This window comes from Neobacillus mesonae, from assembly GCF_001636315.1.
Taxonomy (GTDB): domain Bacteria; phylum Bacillota; class Bacilli; order Bacillales; family Cytobacillaceae; genus Neobacillus; species Neobacillus mesonae.
Map to the genome: position 1 here is coordinate 203,247 of NZ_KV440949.1, position 15,354 is coordinate 218,600.

Here is a 15,354-nt window from a genome sequence, read left to right on the forward strand (position 1 = left end):
TAACAAATATTTTTTCTCAAAAGAAAAAAAGAGGAGATGGACTCCATCTCCTCTACTGCCTAATTAATTTTACTTTGTAACGGGAACAATCGGTGCGTGCTCCCCTATTAAACTTTCCTTTTTTCCAGAAGAATACAATGTCACAAAAGCTAGGAAGCAAACAATTCCGAATGAGGTCAGTAACCATACGGCTCCATTATAAGATCCGTCAAAGGCATCAATAATGAACCCCATCCCTAATGGAGCTAAAAACCCAGCAATCTGCATTCCTAAATTAACAACTCCAATCGCAGTGCCGGCAATTTCTTGGGATAAGTGTTTAAGCGGCATGCTGAAAATGATGACGGATAAGGTACCACCAAACATAGGGATTAATGATTGAAAGATAATGACGCCTGTTATGGTTTTAGCATGAAACATTAAATATACCAACATGGCATAACCGATTCCACTAATAGCCCCAATCCATTTTTCCCGCCCATGTTTTTGTTTATCGATGACATAGCCTGCTAGTAGAAAGAAAATAACTCCTGTAACTCCTGGAATCAAGGCAAGCATTCCTAAAGACAATAAGTCAAGGCCCCGTTCATTGACTAAGTAAGTCGGCATCCAGGCGGATAATCCCCAGCTGATAAATCCATGTGAGAAGGATACAATGATTAATGCCCAAATCATCGGGGTTTTTAACATCTTTTTTATTGACCCTTTTGTTGTTTTTTGTACAGGTCTAGATGAGAAACTTGCCTGATTTAGCCCGCTCGTTCCTGCTTTTGGTTTTAAAAAGAACCAATTTAACATTCCAAAAAGCAGACCCAACAAACCAATCACAACGAACATCCATCTCCAGCCAATGTTGACCATCATCGAAGTGGCTAAAATTGGTGCAATAATACCGGCGGCGGTAAGAGCGGAAAGAAACACGGACATCGCCTTTGATCGCCGTTCTTCAGGAATGGCGTCTGCAATTAATTTTCCACCGGCCGGGAAAAAGCTCCCCTCTCCTATACCGAAAATAAAGCGAATGATCACCAAAATGCCAAACGACCACGCTACCCCAGTTAAGCCTGTAAAAATGGAGAAGCTAAAGACAGAAATGAGAATAACGATTCGAGCACCAAATTTATCAGACAGCCAGCCTCCTGGAATCTGCATAATGGCATAACCTAGAAAAAAGATACTTAATATTAACCCTGTTGAGGTGGCATCTAGTTGAAATTCCTTGGATATGGGTACAATCCCATAATTGATGACAAATCGATCCATTGCTGAAATTAAATTACTGCTAAAAAGTAAAAACAAAATAACTTTTGAATTATAAGCCATTTTTGTTTCGGTCAATGGTTTAGCCTCCCCAAATTAAGGTTGATCATCTAAACTGTCTTTACCGTATCTTTCATATAAACAGGTTTGCCATCTATAAAGGTTGACTGAATTTGAATATCTTTAATGTCCATTGGATTAACGGCTGTCGGATCTTCCTCTAATACTACAAAATCTGCCTGTTTTCCAATTTCGATACTGCCAGAAATTTTTTCGTCAAAATTTAATTCTGCTCCGTAAATCGTCATCGATTTTAATGCCGTCATAACGTCAATTCGCTGTTCAGGTCCTAATATATGACCATCCCTTGTTACACGATTGACAGCCGCCCATACAGAGAACAACGGAGAAATCGGGGTAATCGGACAATCAGAATGAAGCGTGAACAATACATTGTGTTCTACTGCTTCAGCTAATGGGCTTATTCGTCGTCCCCGGTCTGGACCTAAGAAGATTTGCTTATGTCTGTCTCCCCAGAAATAAACATGGTTGATAAAAAAGGAGCCTGCTACACCAAGTTCAGCCATCTTCAAAATGTCTTCTGTTGTAGCTGTTTGAACATGCTCAATCCGATGACGGTGATCGTTCCGAGGATATTTTATTAAAGCGTTTTCATAAGCTTCCAAAATAGAGCCAATTGCCCTGTCCCCATTCCCATGTGTAGCGATTCTGAACCCGCGGCGGTGTAAGTCTAACACTTCTTCATTAAACGCTTCCTGCGGATGAATAAACTCTCCGTACGTTTCCGGACTACTATAGTACGGTTCTCTTAACGCCCCGGTTAAGCCTTGAATAGAGCCGTCCTGAAACATTTTGGCACTGTCTAATTTGGCCCGTCCGCCAGAGCGGAACTTTATTTCTTTATCTAACTGTTCCGGTGTATAACCTCCATATGGAGTCCCCTCACGAAGAAGATGGTGCATGATCATTAACTGAGTGCGCATAGGATTGGCTCCGAGTTTAGAGGCTGTAAGATGGGCTTCAAAGTCCTCAAGCCCGAAGACGGCGGCATCTGAATTCGTTGTGATTCCATGTGCGACATATTCTTTGGATGCAACACTAATGGCTTTTACCATGTCTTCAACTGTCATTTGCGGTAATATTTTTCTGATGGGTTCCATCGCTGCTGACTCATACAGCACTCCATTAAGCCTGTCTTTTTCATCTCTCCCATAATGACCGCCCTGTGGATTAGATATGTCATCTGTTAATCCGGCCATATTGATTGCCAGCGAATTAACATATGACAAATGACCGGAAACGTGTGAAATGGAAACGGGGTTATTCGGAGAAACTCGATCTAAATCATCACGTGTAATATGACGCTTTTCATAGATTAAGGTATCATCATATCCGAATCCCTGAATCCATTCCCCATCCTTTGTCTCTTTTGCCTTCGAGCCTATCGCCTCAAGGACATCCTTGATCGATTCATTAGCTGCTGAACTGCAATTTACCATGTTTAATGTTTGACCATACATCAAAATGTGATTGTGCGTGTCGATAAATCCTGGCAATAGTGCCGCGCCGTTCAGGTCCACCACTTGGGTCTTTGGGGTTATCTCTATGGTATCTTTTGGAGGTTCCGGCATGTCCCATATCCCCACAATCTTCCCTTTCTCTACTGCTACGGAACCTGCACGCCGATTCTGATCGTCTAACGTCAATACCTTTGCATTTTTAAATAATAGATCCACTTTCATTCATCCAATCCCTCCAACTCTTACCAGCTTCTAAGAAGCTTTAAAATGTGTTCACAAAACTGTAATCTTACTACCTTAGAACCAGTTGAAAAAACTGATTAAATTTATTTAAACATCTAAGTTTTTAATTTTCAATATTTTCACATAAATATAACTATCAGTATTTTAAAATTTCCATATTTAAATTTTTAATAAATAGAAAAAGAGACAACTTAAAATTGCCTCTCCTGTTTTACTTCTTCTATTTACTTTCAAACCGTTCAATTAAGTTCAAATTAAAACAAACAAAAACCAAGACAAACCAATTTTATTGTGTTATACTTAAATTCAAGATTTGATTGAATATTTCAATTCTTTAGAAGGTAGGATAAAAAATATCAGCGAATAACCATGCGGTTTTCTATGATGAAAAGGGTTTGAGAGGGGGATGTACCATAATAAGAATACAAGGAGAAATCATTCGTAAACGTCTTTATAAAAAGAATGGTAATCTTCATTACCTCTTATTTCTGAGAATTCATGATGGGGTGATGGTCAATGGGTTAAGGATTCATTATATTCCAGTACTCATATCGAAGAAAATGAATTTAAGTTTAGGCCAACAAGTTGATATTAAGGGTCAAATAAAATACCAACGGATAATTACTCCTTCAGGAACTCTTAGTTTTTCTCCGATCCCTGTAATGATTTCTTCAGATACTGGATTATAGAAAGAAAAAGTGTAGAAAAATCGTGATAAACGTTTATTCGCTAAAAATGGATGGAGTGAAATAATATGGAGAACCTTAACACAAAACAATTGCTAGAGGTTATTAATAAAGCAATAAAATTAAAATTAAGCCAAGCTTTTATTGATTTATTACGTGCTGAGTTAAATAAACGACATACTGTACATTAAAAAAACAATGAGAGACGTTGTGGAATGTAACTATTATTTCCATACGGAAATTAAAAGAGGGGAATAATGGAAATTTCATTAATTATTCAATCAATTATAATCATTAGTATTTTAATTGCAATCGGTGCTTTTTTTTCAAAAACATTTTCTTACAATGAGCATACTCGAAAAATGTTTATTAGTTTGATTGTAAATGTAGCCATGCCATGTATTATCCTTTCAAGTATTTTTCAGGTGGATTTGAACAGAGAGACATTTAAATTAATTGCTTTCGTTTTTTTGATATCCATTTTTATTAATCTATTAGGCATTGGGCTTGGCTGGGGCCTTGCAAATATTTTTAAAAAAAATTCAAAGAAAAAAAGAGAACTGGCTATATTATCGGGATTAGGGAATACAGGTTTTATCGGAATCCCGTTATGCGCTGCACTTATCGGACCTAAAGGTGCACTATTCGCAGCTATATTTGATGCTGGAGTGGATTTTACAATCTGGACAGTTGGTGTCTTCATTCTACAGAAAAAAGGGAGCTTTACATTTCAAACCTTAAAAGCAATGGTAAATATTCCAACTGCTGCAATTGTTGTTGGAATTGTGGTTGCATTTTTTAATATAAAGCCGCCTCATTTACTTATCCAAGTAACTGAACAGCTAGCGGGGATGGCTGCACCGCTTGCTATGTTTTATATCGGTGTTCTTATTATGACGCTAAAGCGTGCAAAAGTTCGAGAATCAAGTCAGCAAGTTTGGATTCCTATTTTAGTTAAACTAATTATTATGCCTTTAGTTGTTGCACTGTTGATTCATATTTTTTCTGTTGAAAAAGAAATCACCCAAACCTTGTTGATTCAATCGATGATGCCTTCTCTAACTCTTGCTACCATTTTATTTTCTAAATATTCAGCGGATGAAGAGCTTGGGACCGTTACAACAGTGCTATCAACCATTATTTCATTATCAACCATTCCAATCATGTTTTATTTTATTAATTAAACGCAGGTTTTTAGATAAATCTACTACTCTCATAAAATGAAAAGGCCGACTTAGAAGAGTTTCCACTTTCTCTTGCTAAGTCTGCCTTTTTGTTTTGTGCATGATTTAATATTTTGCCGTATACAGAATTGACATGACGTTTTGGACAGATAGGACCGATTTATCCAACGCCCATTTTTCTTCCGCTGTTAGAGGAACTTCGATAATACTTTCGATTCCCCTGCCACCTAGAATAGTTGGCACACCTAAATATAGATCGTTGTAGCCGTACTCACCTTCAAGATAAGCAATCGATGGTAAAATCCGTTTCTTATCTTTTAAAATGGCTTCAGCCATTTGGACCATGGATGCTGCAGGAGCATAGTAGGCGCTTCCAATTCCAAGCAGTTTCACAATTTCCCCACCGCCTTTGCGAGTTCTTTCCACAATTGCGTCAATTCTATCCTGCGGAAGCAATTTTTCAAGCGGGATTCCGCCTGCATAAGAGTAACGAACTAAAGGAACCATATCGTCACCATGACCGCCTAGGACAAAGCCGGAAATATCCTCTACCGATACATTTAGCTCTTGGGCTACAAATGTATTAAAACGCGCTGTATCTAGTACACCAGATTGACCAATGACACGGTTTTTCGGAAAACCAGTCGTCTTATAGCAAACATATGTCATGGCATCGACGGGGTTGCTTAATACGATAATATAGCTATTTGGAGCATATCTTTTTATGTTTTCCGAAACTACAATCATGATTTTCTCATTGGTTGCGACTAAATCATCACGGCTCATCCCCGGCTTTCTTGGAAGCCCTGCAGTGATGAGGACCAAATCAGCATCTTGAATGTCTTCATAATTAGAGGTGCCAGTAATATTGGCGTTAAACCCTTGAACCGGGCTTGCCTCAAGCATATCAAGGGCCTTTCCCTTTGTGGGATTGGTTTGCGTGGGGATATCAACAATAACCACATCCCCTAGTTCTTTTTGAGCTAACATCAGAGCTGCAGTTGCCCCAGTAAAGCCTGCTCCAATAACAGCAATTTTCCTGCGCTTAAAAGTCATTTTTCTCCTCCGTTCACATAGAATCAGCTGAACCAATTAATTCCTCCTCTTTCAATGAAGGAAAGAGGAATCGGATACCCGATTCCCTATTTTCTTATCTCTATACATTTGCCAATTCTTTTTCTAACGCTTTCTCAACTGGAACATATTGATATCCAAGATCTTTAGCTACAGCTTGATACGTAATTTCCCCATTAGCTGTGTTAACACCAAGTTTTAATGGTTCACTGTCAAGGATAGCCTTATACACACCCTTATTAGCGATTTGCAAGGCGAATGGAATAGTAACGTTTGTTAACGCAGTGGTAGATGTCCTTGGTACCGCTCCAGGCATATTGGCAACAGCATAATGAATGACCCCGTATTTTTCATAGGTAGGCTGATCATGTGTAGTAATTCGATCAACAGTTTCAAGTACACCACCCTGGTCAACAGCCACGTCGACAATAACCGAACCTGGCTTCATTGTTTCAACCATGTCCTTAGTAACAAGCTTTGGTGCCTTCGAGCCTGGAATTAGTACGGCGCCGATGACAAGATCTGCCTCTTTCACTGCTTCTGCGATATTATAAGGATTTGACATCAATGTTTTTATTTGATGACCGAAAATATCATCTAATTGACGCAGTCTGTCCGCACTCAAATCAATAATGGTGACATCTGCACCCAAACCGATGGCCATTTTAGCAGCATTCGTCCCAACGACGCCGCCTCCGATAATTGTTACCTTGCCACGATTTACACCTGGTACTCCGGAAAGAAGAATACCTTTTCCACCGCTTGTTTTTTGTAAAAACTGTGCACCAATTTGCGTTGCCATTCTTCCAGCTACTTCACTCATTGGTGTAAGAAGCGGAAGTGTCCGATTGACGGAAACTGTTTCATAGGCAATTGCGAGTACGCCTTTTTCCTTTAATGCCTCTGTTAATTCCGGCTCTGCTGCTAAATGCAGGTACGTAAATAAAATTAAATCATTACGGAAATATTTATATTCACTTGGCAGAGGCTCCTTCACCTTCATTACCATATCTACTGCTGCCCAAACGTCAGCTGCCTTTTCAATCATTTCAGCGCCCATACTCTCGTATTGTTCATCAGTAAATCCACAGCCGGCACCAGCGCCCTTTTCGACCAGCACTCTATGACCGGAATTTACAAACGAAACCACACCAGCAGGGGTGATCGCAACCCTGTTCTCATTATTCTTAATTTCTTTAGGAACACCAATAATCAAAGTAATTCCGCCTCCCGTTAACTTTTGAAGCATACTATTGGTGCTGGCACCAATATCCAAATCTTACTCCCCTTCAAATGAATCAATAATTCCAACTACAGCTGCATCGATAGGGGCGTTTTTGTCTACAGCTAATTTTTGGGCAGGTGAACCTTGGGCAATCAGCACCGTTTCTCCAACCCCAGCTCCAATACGGTCCATCGCTACCAATGAATTTCCAACAGGCTCTTTAGAGAGTTTGATTGGTTGAACAATCAATAGTTTGATATTTTCCATCCCTTTTTCTTTTTGCGTTGCCCAAACGCTCCCTACTACTTTTGCAATCAGCATCGTCACTCATCCCTCTTAAAAAACTTAACAGTTAGTTTTTTCTCCTTTAATAAATCCTTTGCTAAAGGAGAGATGATGGTCCCCTGCTTTAAATAAACTGTACAATTAGGGAAATGAACCTGTGCTTGAATCCAGTCAGGCGTTAGTAGTTTCTTTGAAAAGATCACATTTTCCCTAGAAATATCCTGAGTGTTTCCACTCTCAACAGCGGCCGCCTCACCACCAGAGCCTTTCAAAGCCTTCTTCTCATTAATCTTTTGTTGAAACCTTTGCAAAATAGAATCAGCAAAATTTATTTGCGGCTTAAATACAATCCCAAGTCCTGTCATAAACTTTACATATTCTTCATACCGTTTCTTAAGCGGCAAAGGCAGGTTGAGTGTGTTTAATACTCGGCGGTCTGCTCGCTTGATTCCCGGTGTATCGGCACCAATTAGAATAAACTTTCCAAGTACAAGCGCGGAGAAAATTACCTCCGACTTAATCGTTCCCTTTAACCCCTGGACAACCCTAGCAGCATTATCTAAATCTATTTCCGGAATAATAATCCCATCGTAATCCTTTGCCAGTTCAATAGCAGCTGGTGAATAATCATCGGCTGCAATGATCCGTTCGGACCCAGTTGATTCCACTCGCTGCATGCCGAGCCATGAGGATGTTTCCCCATCTAAAAATAATAAATCATATCCGATATTAGCATTCTTTAATCGAATGAACTGATCTGCAAATGCTTCGTGGGCTGTACTGTCACAAAATATAAAAAGAACTTTTCCTACTTTTTCTTTTTCTTTTTCCATCTTCATTGTTTGGATGACTTCACGGACAACCGATTCAACCATTGAGCGAATATCGACTTTCCTCACCCCTCTCTATTAGAAAAAAATACACCATTTTTACCAATTAACTTAACCTTATCGCCTGTTTTAAGTCCTGCTGCATTCCCTTCATCCATATCCACGTGAAAATCCAAGCGATAATTTGGATGGATTCGGACCATAACATCTGCAAAAATGATCTGGCGCTCTCCTTCTGTTTGCAAATACAGGCAATCCCCATGTTTAAGGCTATACTTTTGTGCATCTATATCAGAAATATGAATATGGCGTTTTGCCACAATCACACCCTTTTGTAAAGAAATACACCCTTTTGGGCCCACTAAAGTGAGCCCCGGGGTGTCTTCTATCCAACCAGACAAGCGAGTTGGAGGATGGATCCCTAACTGGTATCCATCCGTATTAGAAATTTCTACTTGTGTCTCGCCTCTGGCTGGACCCAAAATCCTAACATTTTGGATAATTCCCTTAGGTCCTACAAGGGTCACCTGCTCCTTCGCCGCAAATTGACCGGGTTGAGACAATTCTCGTAACGGCATTAAAGAATAACCTTCGCCAAACAGTGCTGAAACATCCTCAGGGGCTAAATGAACATGCCGGTTGGACACCCCAACAGGAATCTGCAGACTTTCCCTGCTGCCGGCAGAGACTTTGTCCTTCTTAACAAGACGCATATCCTGTATAGGAATTCGTCTGTCACGTAGAAAGTCAGCAGCTGCAGGGGTCAGCTTATCACCCTCTCTAACAACGAAAGGATTAGGAATCCCGTTATTTATCATGGATCGTAATTTGGATTCCGTAATGAGTACCATACGTTATCCTTCCAATTTCGGAAGAATTAGCTCGATATCGGAATGAGGACGTGGAATTACGTGTACAGATTTTAATTCACCAACACTTTCAGCTGCAGCAGCACCGGCGTCTACTGATGCCTTTACTGCTCCAACATCTCCACGTACCATAACAGTCACAAGCCCTCCGCCGACATGTACCTTGCCAATCAACCTAACATTTGCAGCCTTTGCCATCGCATCAGCCGCTTCCACTGCACCTACTAATCCTTTTGTTTCAATCATTCCTAAAGCTTCTCCACTCATGTTTTATTCCTCCTCATTTAAAATTTAATTCTTTTAACACGCTTTTAACGATTTCCATAATTTCCGCCTTTGAAACACTTGGTTCGGAATATGAAGCGCTTTCTTTAAATCCAGTATTTCTTGGTGGAGCCTCATTTTTCATTTCCCGAATGCCAAAGGCAATTCGTTTCTTGTTCAATAAATGTTCTGGTCCAATATTATCCGATGAAATATTATTCCCGTAGGTACCACAGCCAAGAGTCAACGACGGTGAGATCCCGGTTGTTGCCCCAATTCCACCAAAGGTTGTACCAGAATTCACGACCACCCGTGAAGCTTTTTGTGTGATACCAAAGCTTTCAATCAATTGCTGATCTTCACAATGTATTCCAACCGTATGGCCTAGTCCGCCAATTTCAAGCAGTTCATTACAGACCTTACCAGCTTCCTCTTCATTTGCGACAGTGTAAAAAGCAAGAATAGGTGACAACTTCTCCAATGAAATTGGATGCTCTTTACCTATATTCGTTTCTTCTGCCACTAGTAATCTAGTATCCTCGGAAACGATAATACCCGCAATTTTCGCGATGTCTCTCGGTGATCTCCCTACAATTTCAGGGTTTAAACCGCTTCCGCGGAAAATAATTGCTTCTACTCTTTGCTTCTCATAATCATCTAAGAAATATGCCCCTTGTTGTTCTAGTGCAGATTTCACTTTGTTCTTAATCGCTTTATCCACCACAAGGGCTTGCTCAGAGGCACAAATGGTACCATAGTCAAACGTTTTACTATGGACAATTTGACTCACAGCTCTTGCTAAATTTGCACTTGAATGAATATATACTGGGACATTTCCAGAGCCAACGCCATATGCCGGCTTACCTGAACTGTAAGCTGTCTTCACCATGCCCGGACCGCCCGTAGCTAGAATTAAATCTGTATCCTTATGCTTCATTAATTCCTGTGCTGATGCAAGTGTCGGTTTTTTGATACAGGTAATTATCCCATCTGGTGCCCCAGCCTTTTTTGCCGCTTCCATTAGGATATTTGCTGCTTCATTTGTACATTTAGCTGCCGAAGGATGCGGGCTGAAAACAATCGCATTTCTTGACTTAATGGCAATTAATGCTTTAAAAATAACCGTTGACGTAGGGTTCGTAGATGGGATGATTCCCGCCACCACTCCAACTGGTTCGGCTGCCTCCAGCACTTTCTTTTCGTTATCACGTGAAATGATTCCAACTGTCTTTTTATCCTTAATAGATTCATAAACATCTTTAGCAGAGAAAAGATTTTTTGTCATTTTATCTTCCATTTTGCCAAATCCTGTTTCATCAACCGCCATTGCTGCAAGTCTGCCTGCTTCTCTCATAGCAGCCTGGGCCATGCAGTGTACGATTTGATCAACCCGTTCCTGTGTCATATTTGCCATTGCCTTTTGTGCCGCTTTAGCTAATTTCAGATTTTCTCTCGCCTCTTGAATCGATTCAAGATCGGTATCCAAGTACATCACTTATCGCCGCCTTTCCCTGTTTGGAACTTTACAATCACTTGAATTAACTCCTCTTTTTTCGTCTTTGCTATTTCATCTGGCGATAACGGAAAATGTTCTAAGGAGTGTGCAATTTCGCGAAGCTCCTGCAAATTCTTTTTATTTAAATCTCGATTATTTTTTTCTTGTGTACTTGACTCTTGTACTTCCTGACTAGATGGTTTCTCATTTTCTTCCGTTAACTGAGGAAAGAGCATTTGAATGACATTTTCATCCGGTCTAGGAATAACATGTGAGTGTCGATGTTGACCAACTATTTTGGCTGTGTCTGTTCCAACATCGACAGCGCTTTTTACTGAAGCCACATCGCCAATGATGTAAATCGTTACAATCCCCGAATCCGCCTTCTGATAGGTGGTAACCATCACATCGGCCGCTTTGGCAGCAGCATCGGCAGCAGCTACCATTGCCGGAAAACCAATTGTCTCGACCATCCCGAGTGCATAGGTATGTTTTTTCAATTAAAATCACCTCTCCATCTCTCGGTTGCTAATATTTAGAATTCTAAGTATTTTTTAATCTCCGTTGGCTAAACGCTGGTTAATTTTTGGAATTAATTTATCCAGTTCGCCAATACTGTCAATGACATAATGAGCTCCTGCGTCTTTAAATCTTTTCGTAACAGTCTCTAGCTTTTCTGCCAGTGTATCAGGGTCAAGCGCATTCACTTCGTGTTCCTTCAGTCCAAGTTCACTGCCGCCTTTTAGAATACCAACACTCCATGCCCCGGCATTTACACCCTCTTTAATATCACTGATTGTATCTCCTACTTTTATAATATGTTTCATTGGGTAAACCCCAAGATTCATGGCATTTTGATAGCACATCCATGGATACGGCCTTCCTGCAGGAACATCACTTGGAGTGATCATAAAATCAGGTGCATAACCCATTTTTTTCGCTTCAGGTGCCACTACAGCCATCATTTCTGCAGTATACCCTGTAGTCGAGCCAATTTTGATTCCCTGTTTTCTTAATCTTTCTACTAGTTCTACTGCCCCAGGAATCGGTGTACAATAGTTTCGAAGAATAGAAAACAACATTGGCTCAAAGTCGGCATACAAATCATCAACATCTTTTTTCTCCGGAAGTTGACCAAACTTTTCTTTCCAGACCTGCGCGATGCGATCCATTTGACACATGACGTTAATATGATCCCACTTTAAAAGACCCATTGGCGCCCGTGCTTCCTCGTCTAATACTTCAATACCTCTTTTTCTAAAGATTTCAATAAATACATCTAAAGGTGCAAAACAGCCATAGTCTACTGTGGTGCCTGCCCAGTCAAAAATAACAGCTTCAATCTGGGGAGTTTGATTTCCCAAAACACGAACCCTCCTTTATCAGCAACTAATCCAACAGCATAGAATTGTTAAATTTGCTATTTTATTAGTTCATCCATTCTTTTAGGAACATAGGGGTTTTCTTAATAAAATTACCTGTTCCACTATTCATTCAATTTGTGTTTAAGCATTTGCAGATATTTCTTCTTCGGATTCCATTTTGATTTCTTCAATTACCTCATGTACATGAATCCCGCGTTTCTTCAATTCTTCGAAAATCATTGTCGGTTCGAATGCTTCTTCAGGAATTAAAACACCTGTTTTTTTCACTAAGCCTTTAGCAATAATTTCCGTGGCAATCGCCATTGGAATGCCGACATTTCTTGTATAAGCCCTTAATTTCTCCCAGCCTTTGACGGATCCGTCACTTGCAGGATGGGTATGATAAAGGACATGACGTTTCTTTATGCCGTCCTTATTACCGACAACTTCTATATGAAGGGAGTAGCCATATAATTCTGTTTCTTGACCTTCTCTGGATTGGATTAAGTATTCTCCTATTACATCCATAACCCCTATTTCATTACCATTTATTTTTATTTTTGGATTTCGCATAATCCCGTAATCATAAAGTGCTCGAACAAGCTGCATATTTTTCTGCGGCCATGTCCCTCTTACTTCAATTAATTGCACACCTTTATGCTCAAGTGCTTTTGCTAGTGTGCGAGTTTCTGAATGTGGAATGATATATTGTACGGTTTCACCATATGGTTCTGGAAGCTGAATTTTTCTAGGTCGTGCAAATGGAGGAACCTGAACAAACTGACCCTTTTCATATACAATCCGGCCTGGAAGATCTGGGTCATATTCATAGGTAGTTGTTTCTGTGATGGATTTTGAAAACGCAATTGGCCGGAAGGAACCGTGGCTGACTCTTACTTCCTCTACTTCATCTAATTGGTTAGCAGCATGCATAACCATCATTTGAGTGACCCCTGGAGTCATTCCAAAACCAGGCACTGCGGTGCGGTTGTTCTTTTTGAATATTTCAGAATATTCATCTTCGGCTCCAAAGCCATTTAGATTTATTCCATGACATCGTGCTTCAGCAATACAGGCGGTTGAACGGCCGTTTAGTGTAATAGCGGTACCATCCATAACAATATCGTAGCCCTTCATCTTCTGAACAGTTTCATCATGATCAAATACATTTACTTTGACAAAGCTAACACGCGGATCATTAAGTTCTCTTACCAGCTCTAATCCAATTTCCTCATTAAAATCAGCGATCGTGATAGCATCAAATTCTGAATACTCTACTAAATCTAATACCGCCTCTCTGCAAATCCTGCCTGCACCACCCAAGCAAAAAACTTTCATACCTTTCCTCCTCTTAAAATTAAAAATTTTCACTCAATTAATGAGTTGACTTGAGTATATCACAAGTTATTTGGTTTGTCTTGGTTTTTCTTGGTTCTTTTTAAATTTATTTTACATTTTTGCTCATTAATATACTTAAAACCAAGAGATATAAAGAAAAACCGCCATGTAATAAAACAAGGCGGTTTAAACTATATTTGGGTCATCCAGAACTTCGCTGGAAAGGACGTTGTTTTTCACTTTGATCAATAGCTGATAAATGTCTATTTTCGATAAACTGACCGATTTTTGCCAAGATAAACGTAATAAACACAGAGGCCAATACAATTCCGTAGAAACCGGCGCCGATTCCGATGCCGACACCTCCTGCGAAAAAAACCATGGCTGCTGAGGTCAATCCTTTTACTTGTAATCCGTCTTTTAGAATAAGACCGGCCCCTAAAAAACCTAAGCCTGAAACAATTTGTGCTGTTAAGCGCATTGGGTCCATTCGGTTATTAATGTTCGAATTTCCAAAAACCTCTGCACTGTAGATTGAAACAATTGTAATTAAGGTACACGATACAGAAACATAAGTGAAAGTTTTAAGACCGGCCGGTTTATTTTTTGCACTTCGGTCCCAGCCGATTACCATACCGAGAAGTGCGCTAATGACAAGCCTGAGATATACTTCGACATTTTTCCATAGATGGTCTTCGTATAAGACTCCCAAGTGCTCCATTTTACATGCCTCCTTTTAGGCAGTGAAATACCTTAATTCCAGAGGAGCCTTCGCTTATTTTTAGTTATTGGGAAGCCGCCAGCCACTCGACTTCATTTTCTCTTAGCATATGTTCCCAATCTTCCGGATGCGGTTGGTCACAAATAATCATGCTGATGTCTTTTAAATCTGCCATTTTAAAATTCGTTCGTTTTCCGACTTTGGAATGGTCAATTAGTAAGATCGTCTTATTGGAATGTTCAATCAATTTTTTCGTTACCATTCCCTTTGAATAATCATATCCAGTAATTCCATCGTCCTTTGAAAGTCCATCTGCAGATATAAAGTATTTGTCAACATAAATATTGTCAAGCATTTCCATTGTAAAACCGCCTGTAACCCGATGATGGACGGTATTAATTTCCCCGCCCAATACGAAGATTTTCCCTGTGAAAACATTTTGCTGGCTTAATTCAATGAGGACGGAAAGAGCGTTAATTGAAGTGGTAAAAATCGTTAAGTTTCGTTTTTTTTGCAGGTTTTTTACCAATTGTAATGGAGTACTTCCATCATCTATCGCAATTACATCGTTATCATTAATTAAATTAGCGGCCATTTCTCCAATTTTTTTCTTCTCATCTGAATGGATTACTTCCCGTTCCGATGTAGAAGGTTCTTCATCAAAAAACGCAAGATTAATTGCCCCGCCGTAAACTTTTTTGAGTTTTTCCTCCTGATGCAGTTCATCTAAATATTTTCGAATAGTTTCAGTTGATACCTCAAGCATTTCTGACAGGTCTCTAACCTTCACCTTACCCTTTATTTCTAGTAATTCAAGTATTTTTCTTTTTCGTTCTTCTCCCGCTAATGACAAGACATTCACCCCATGATAAATATTTCCATTATAATTATACTACTTGAAAAGGAAAGAATCATCAAAAACAAGAATTCTTTCCTTTTTCCTTGGTTTTATCCGAGTCCTAACAGTATTAGCGG

16 protein-coding genes are annotated in these 15,354 nt (G+C 39.7%); 2 read left to right on the top strand and 14 right to left on the bottom strand.

Annotation, left to right across the window (positions count from 1 at the left end):
- Positions 1-69: 69 nt before the first annotated feature.
- Positions 70-1,338 (bottom strand): MFS transporter, encoded by a 1,269-nt coding sequence (locus A6749_RS00940; RefSeq protein WP_084797591.1) that lies wholly within the window; start codon positions 1,336-1,338, stop codon positions 70-72.
- 32 nt (positions 1,339-1,370) lie between these two features.
- Complete coding sequence (locus A6749_RS00945; protein ID WP_066383731.1) at positions 1,371-3,023, bottom strand: amidohydrolase; 1,653 nt, start codon at positions 3,021-3,023, stop codon at positions 1,371-1,373.
- Positions 3,024-3,798: 775 nt separating this feature from the next.
- Between A6749_RS00945 and sda the strand changes: the two genes are divergently transcribed.
- Together sda and A6749_RS00950 are read left to right on the top strand one after the other, a co-directional pair.
- Complete coding sequence (gene sda / locus A6749_RS29340) at positions 3,799-3,921, top strand: sporulation histidine kinase inhibitor Sda (RefSeq protein WP_084797592.1); 123 nt, start codon at positions 3,799-3,801, stop codon at positions 3,919-3,921.
- Between the two features lie 66 nt (positions 3,922-3,987).
- Entirely contained in the window at positions 3,988-4,914 is a 927-nt protein-coding gene (locus A6749_RS00950; protein WP_066383734.1) for an AEC family transporter, read from the top strand.
- A 105-nt stretch (positions 4,915-5,019) separates the two neighbouring features.
- Here A6749_RS00950 and mdh read toward each other — a convergent pair whose 3' ends face one another.
- The 12 genes from mdh to A6749_RS01010 form a co-directional block, all read right to left on the bottom strand.
- Entirely contained in the window at positions 5,020-5,970 is a 951-nt protein-coding gene (gene mdh / locus A6749_RS00955; protein ID WP_066400577.1) for a malate dehydrogenase, read from the bottom strand.
- 100 nt (positions 5,971-6,070) lie between these two features.
- Complete coding sequence (ald, locus tag A6749_RS00960) at positions 6,071-7,204, bottom strand: alanine dehydrogenase (protein ID WP_066400578.1); 1,134 nt, start codon at positions 7,202-7,204, stop codon at positions 6,071-6,073.
- A gap of 63 nt (positions 7,205-7,267) precedes the next feature.
- A complete protein-coding gene (locus A6749_RS00965) occupies positions 7,268-7,534 on the bottom strand; it encodes a EutN/CcmL family microcompartment protein (RefSeq protein WP_066383737.1) in 267 nt (88 codons plus the stop codon).
- Between the two features lie 2 nt (positions 7,535-7,536).
- On the bottom strand, positions 7,537-8,397 hold the full coding sequence (locus A6749_RS00970) for a hypothetical protein (RefSeq protein ID WP_236719606.1): 861 nt from the start codon (positions 8,395-8,397) through the stop codon (positions 7,537-7,539).
- Complete coding sequence (gene pduL / locus A6749_RS00975; RefSeq protein WP_066383742.1) at positions 8,394-9,179, bottom strand: phosphate propanoyltransferase; 786 nt, start codon at positions 9,177-9,179, stop codon at positions 8,394-8,396. Before pduL ends, A6749_RS00970 begins: the two co-directional genes overlap by 4 nt.
- A gap of 3 nt (positions 9,180-9,182) precedes the next feature.
- Positions 9,183-9,464, bottom strand: coding sequence for a BMC domain-containing protein (locus A6749_RS00980; RefSeq protein ID WP_066383752.1), 282 nt, complete (start codon positions 9,462-9,464; stop codon positions 9,183-9,185).
- A 13-nt stretch (positions 9,465-9,477) separates the two neighbouring features.
- Complete coding sequence (locus A6749_RS00985; RefSeq protein WP_066383761.1) at positions 9,478-10,953, bottom strand: acetaldehyde dehydrogenase (acetylating); 1,476 nt, start codon at positions 10,951-10,953, stop codon at positions 9,478-9,480.
- Positions 10,953-11,456 carry a BMC domain-containing protein gene (locus A6749_RS00990; RefSeq protein ID WP_066383763.1) on the bottom strand — a complete coding sequence of 168 codons (504 nt, stop codon included), beginning with the start codon at positions 11,454-11,456 and terminating at the stop codon, positions 10,953-10,955. Before A6749_RS00990 ends, A6749_RS00985 begins: the two co-directional genes overlap by 1 nt.
- A gap of 54 nt (positions 11,457-11,510) precedes the next feature.
- Positions 11,511-12,320, bottom strand: coding sequence for a phosphonoacetaldehyde hydrolase (phnX, locus tag A6749_RS00995; RefSeq protein ID WP_236719607.1), 810 nt, complete (start codon positions 12,318-12,320; stop codon positions 11,511-11,513).
- A gap of 141 nt (positions 12,321-12,461) precedes the next feature.
- Positions 12,462-13,658, bottom strand: a complete 1,197-nt coding sequence (locus A6749_RS01000; RefSeq protein ID WP_066383765.1) for a saccharopine dehydrogenase family protein — start codon at positions 13,656-13,658, stop codon at positions 12,462-12,464.
- Between the two features lie 202 nt (positions 13,659-13,860).
- Positions 13,861-14,379 carry an MgtC/SapB family protein gene (locus A6749_RS01005; RefSeq protein ID WP_066383771.1) on the bottom strand — a complete coding sequence of 173 codons (519 nt, stop codon included), beginning with the start codon at positions 14,377-14,379 and terminating at the stop codon, positions 13,861-13,863.
- 64 nt (positions 14,380-14,443) lie between these two features.
- Positions 14,444-15,232, bottom strand: coding sequence for a DeoR/GlpR family DNA-binding transcription regulator (locus A6749_RS01010; RefSeq protein WP_066383774.1), 789 nt, complete (start codon positions 15,230-15,232; stop codon positions 14,444-14,446).
- Positions 15,233-15,354 lie beyond the last annotated feature (122 nt).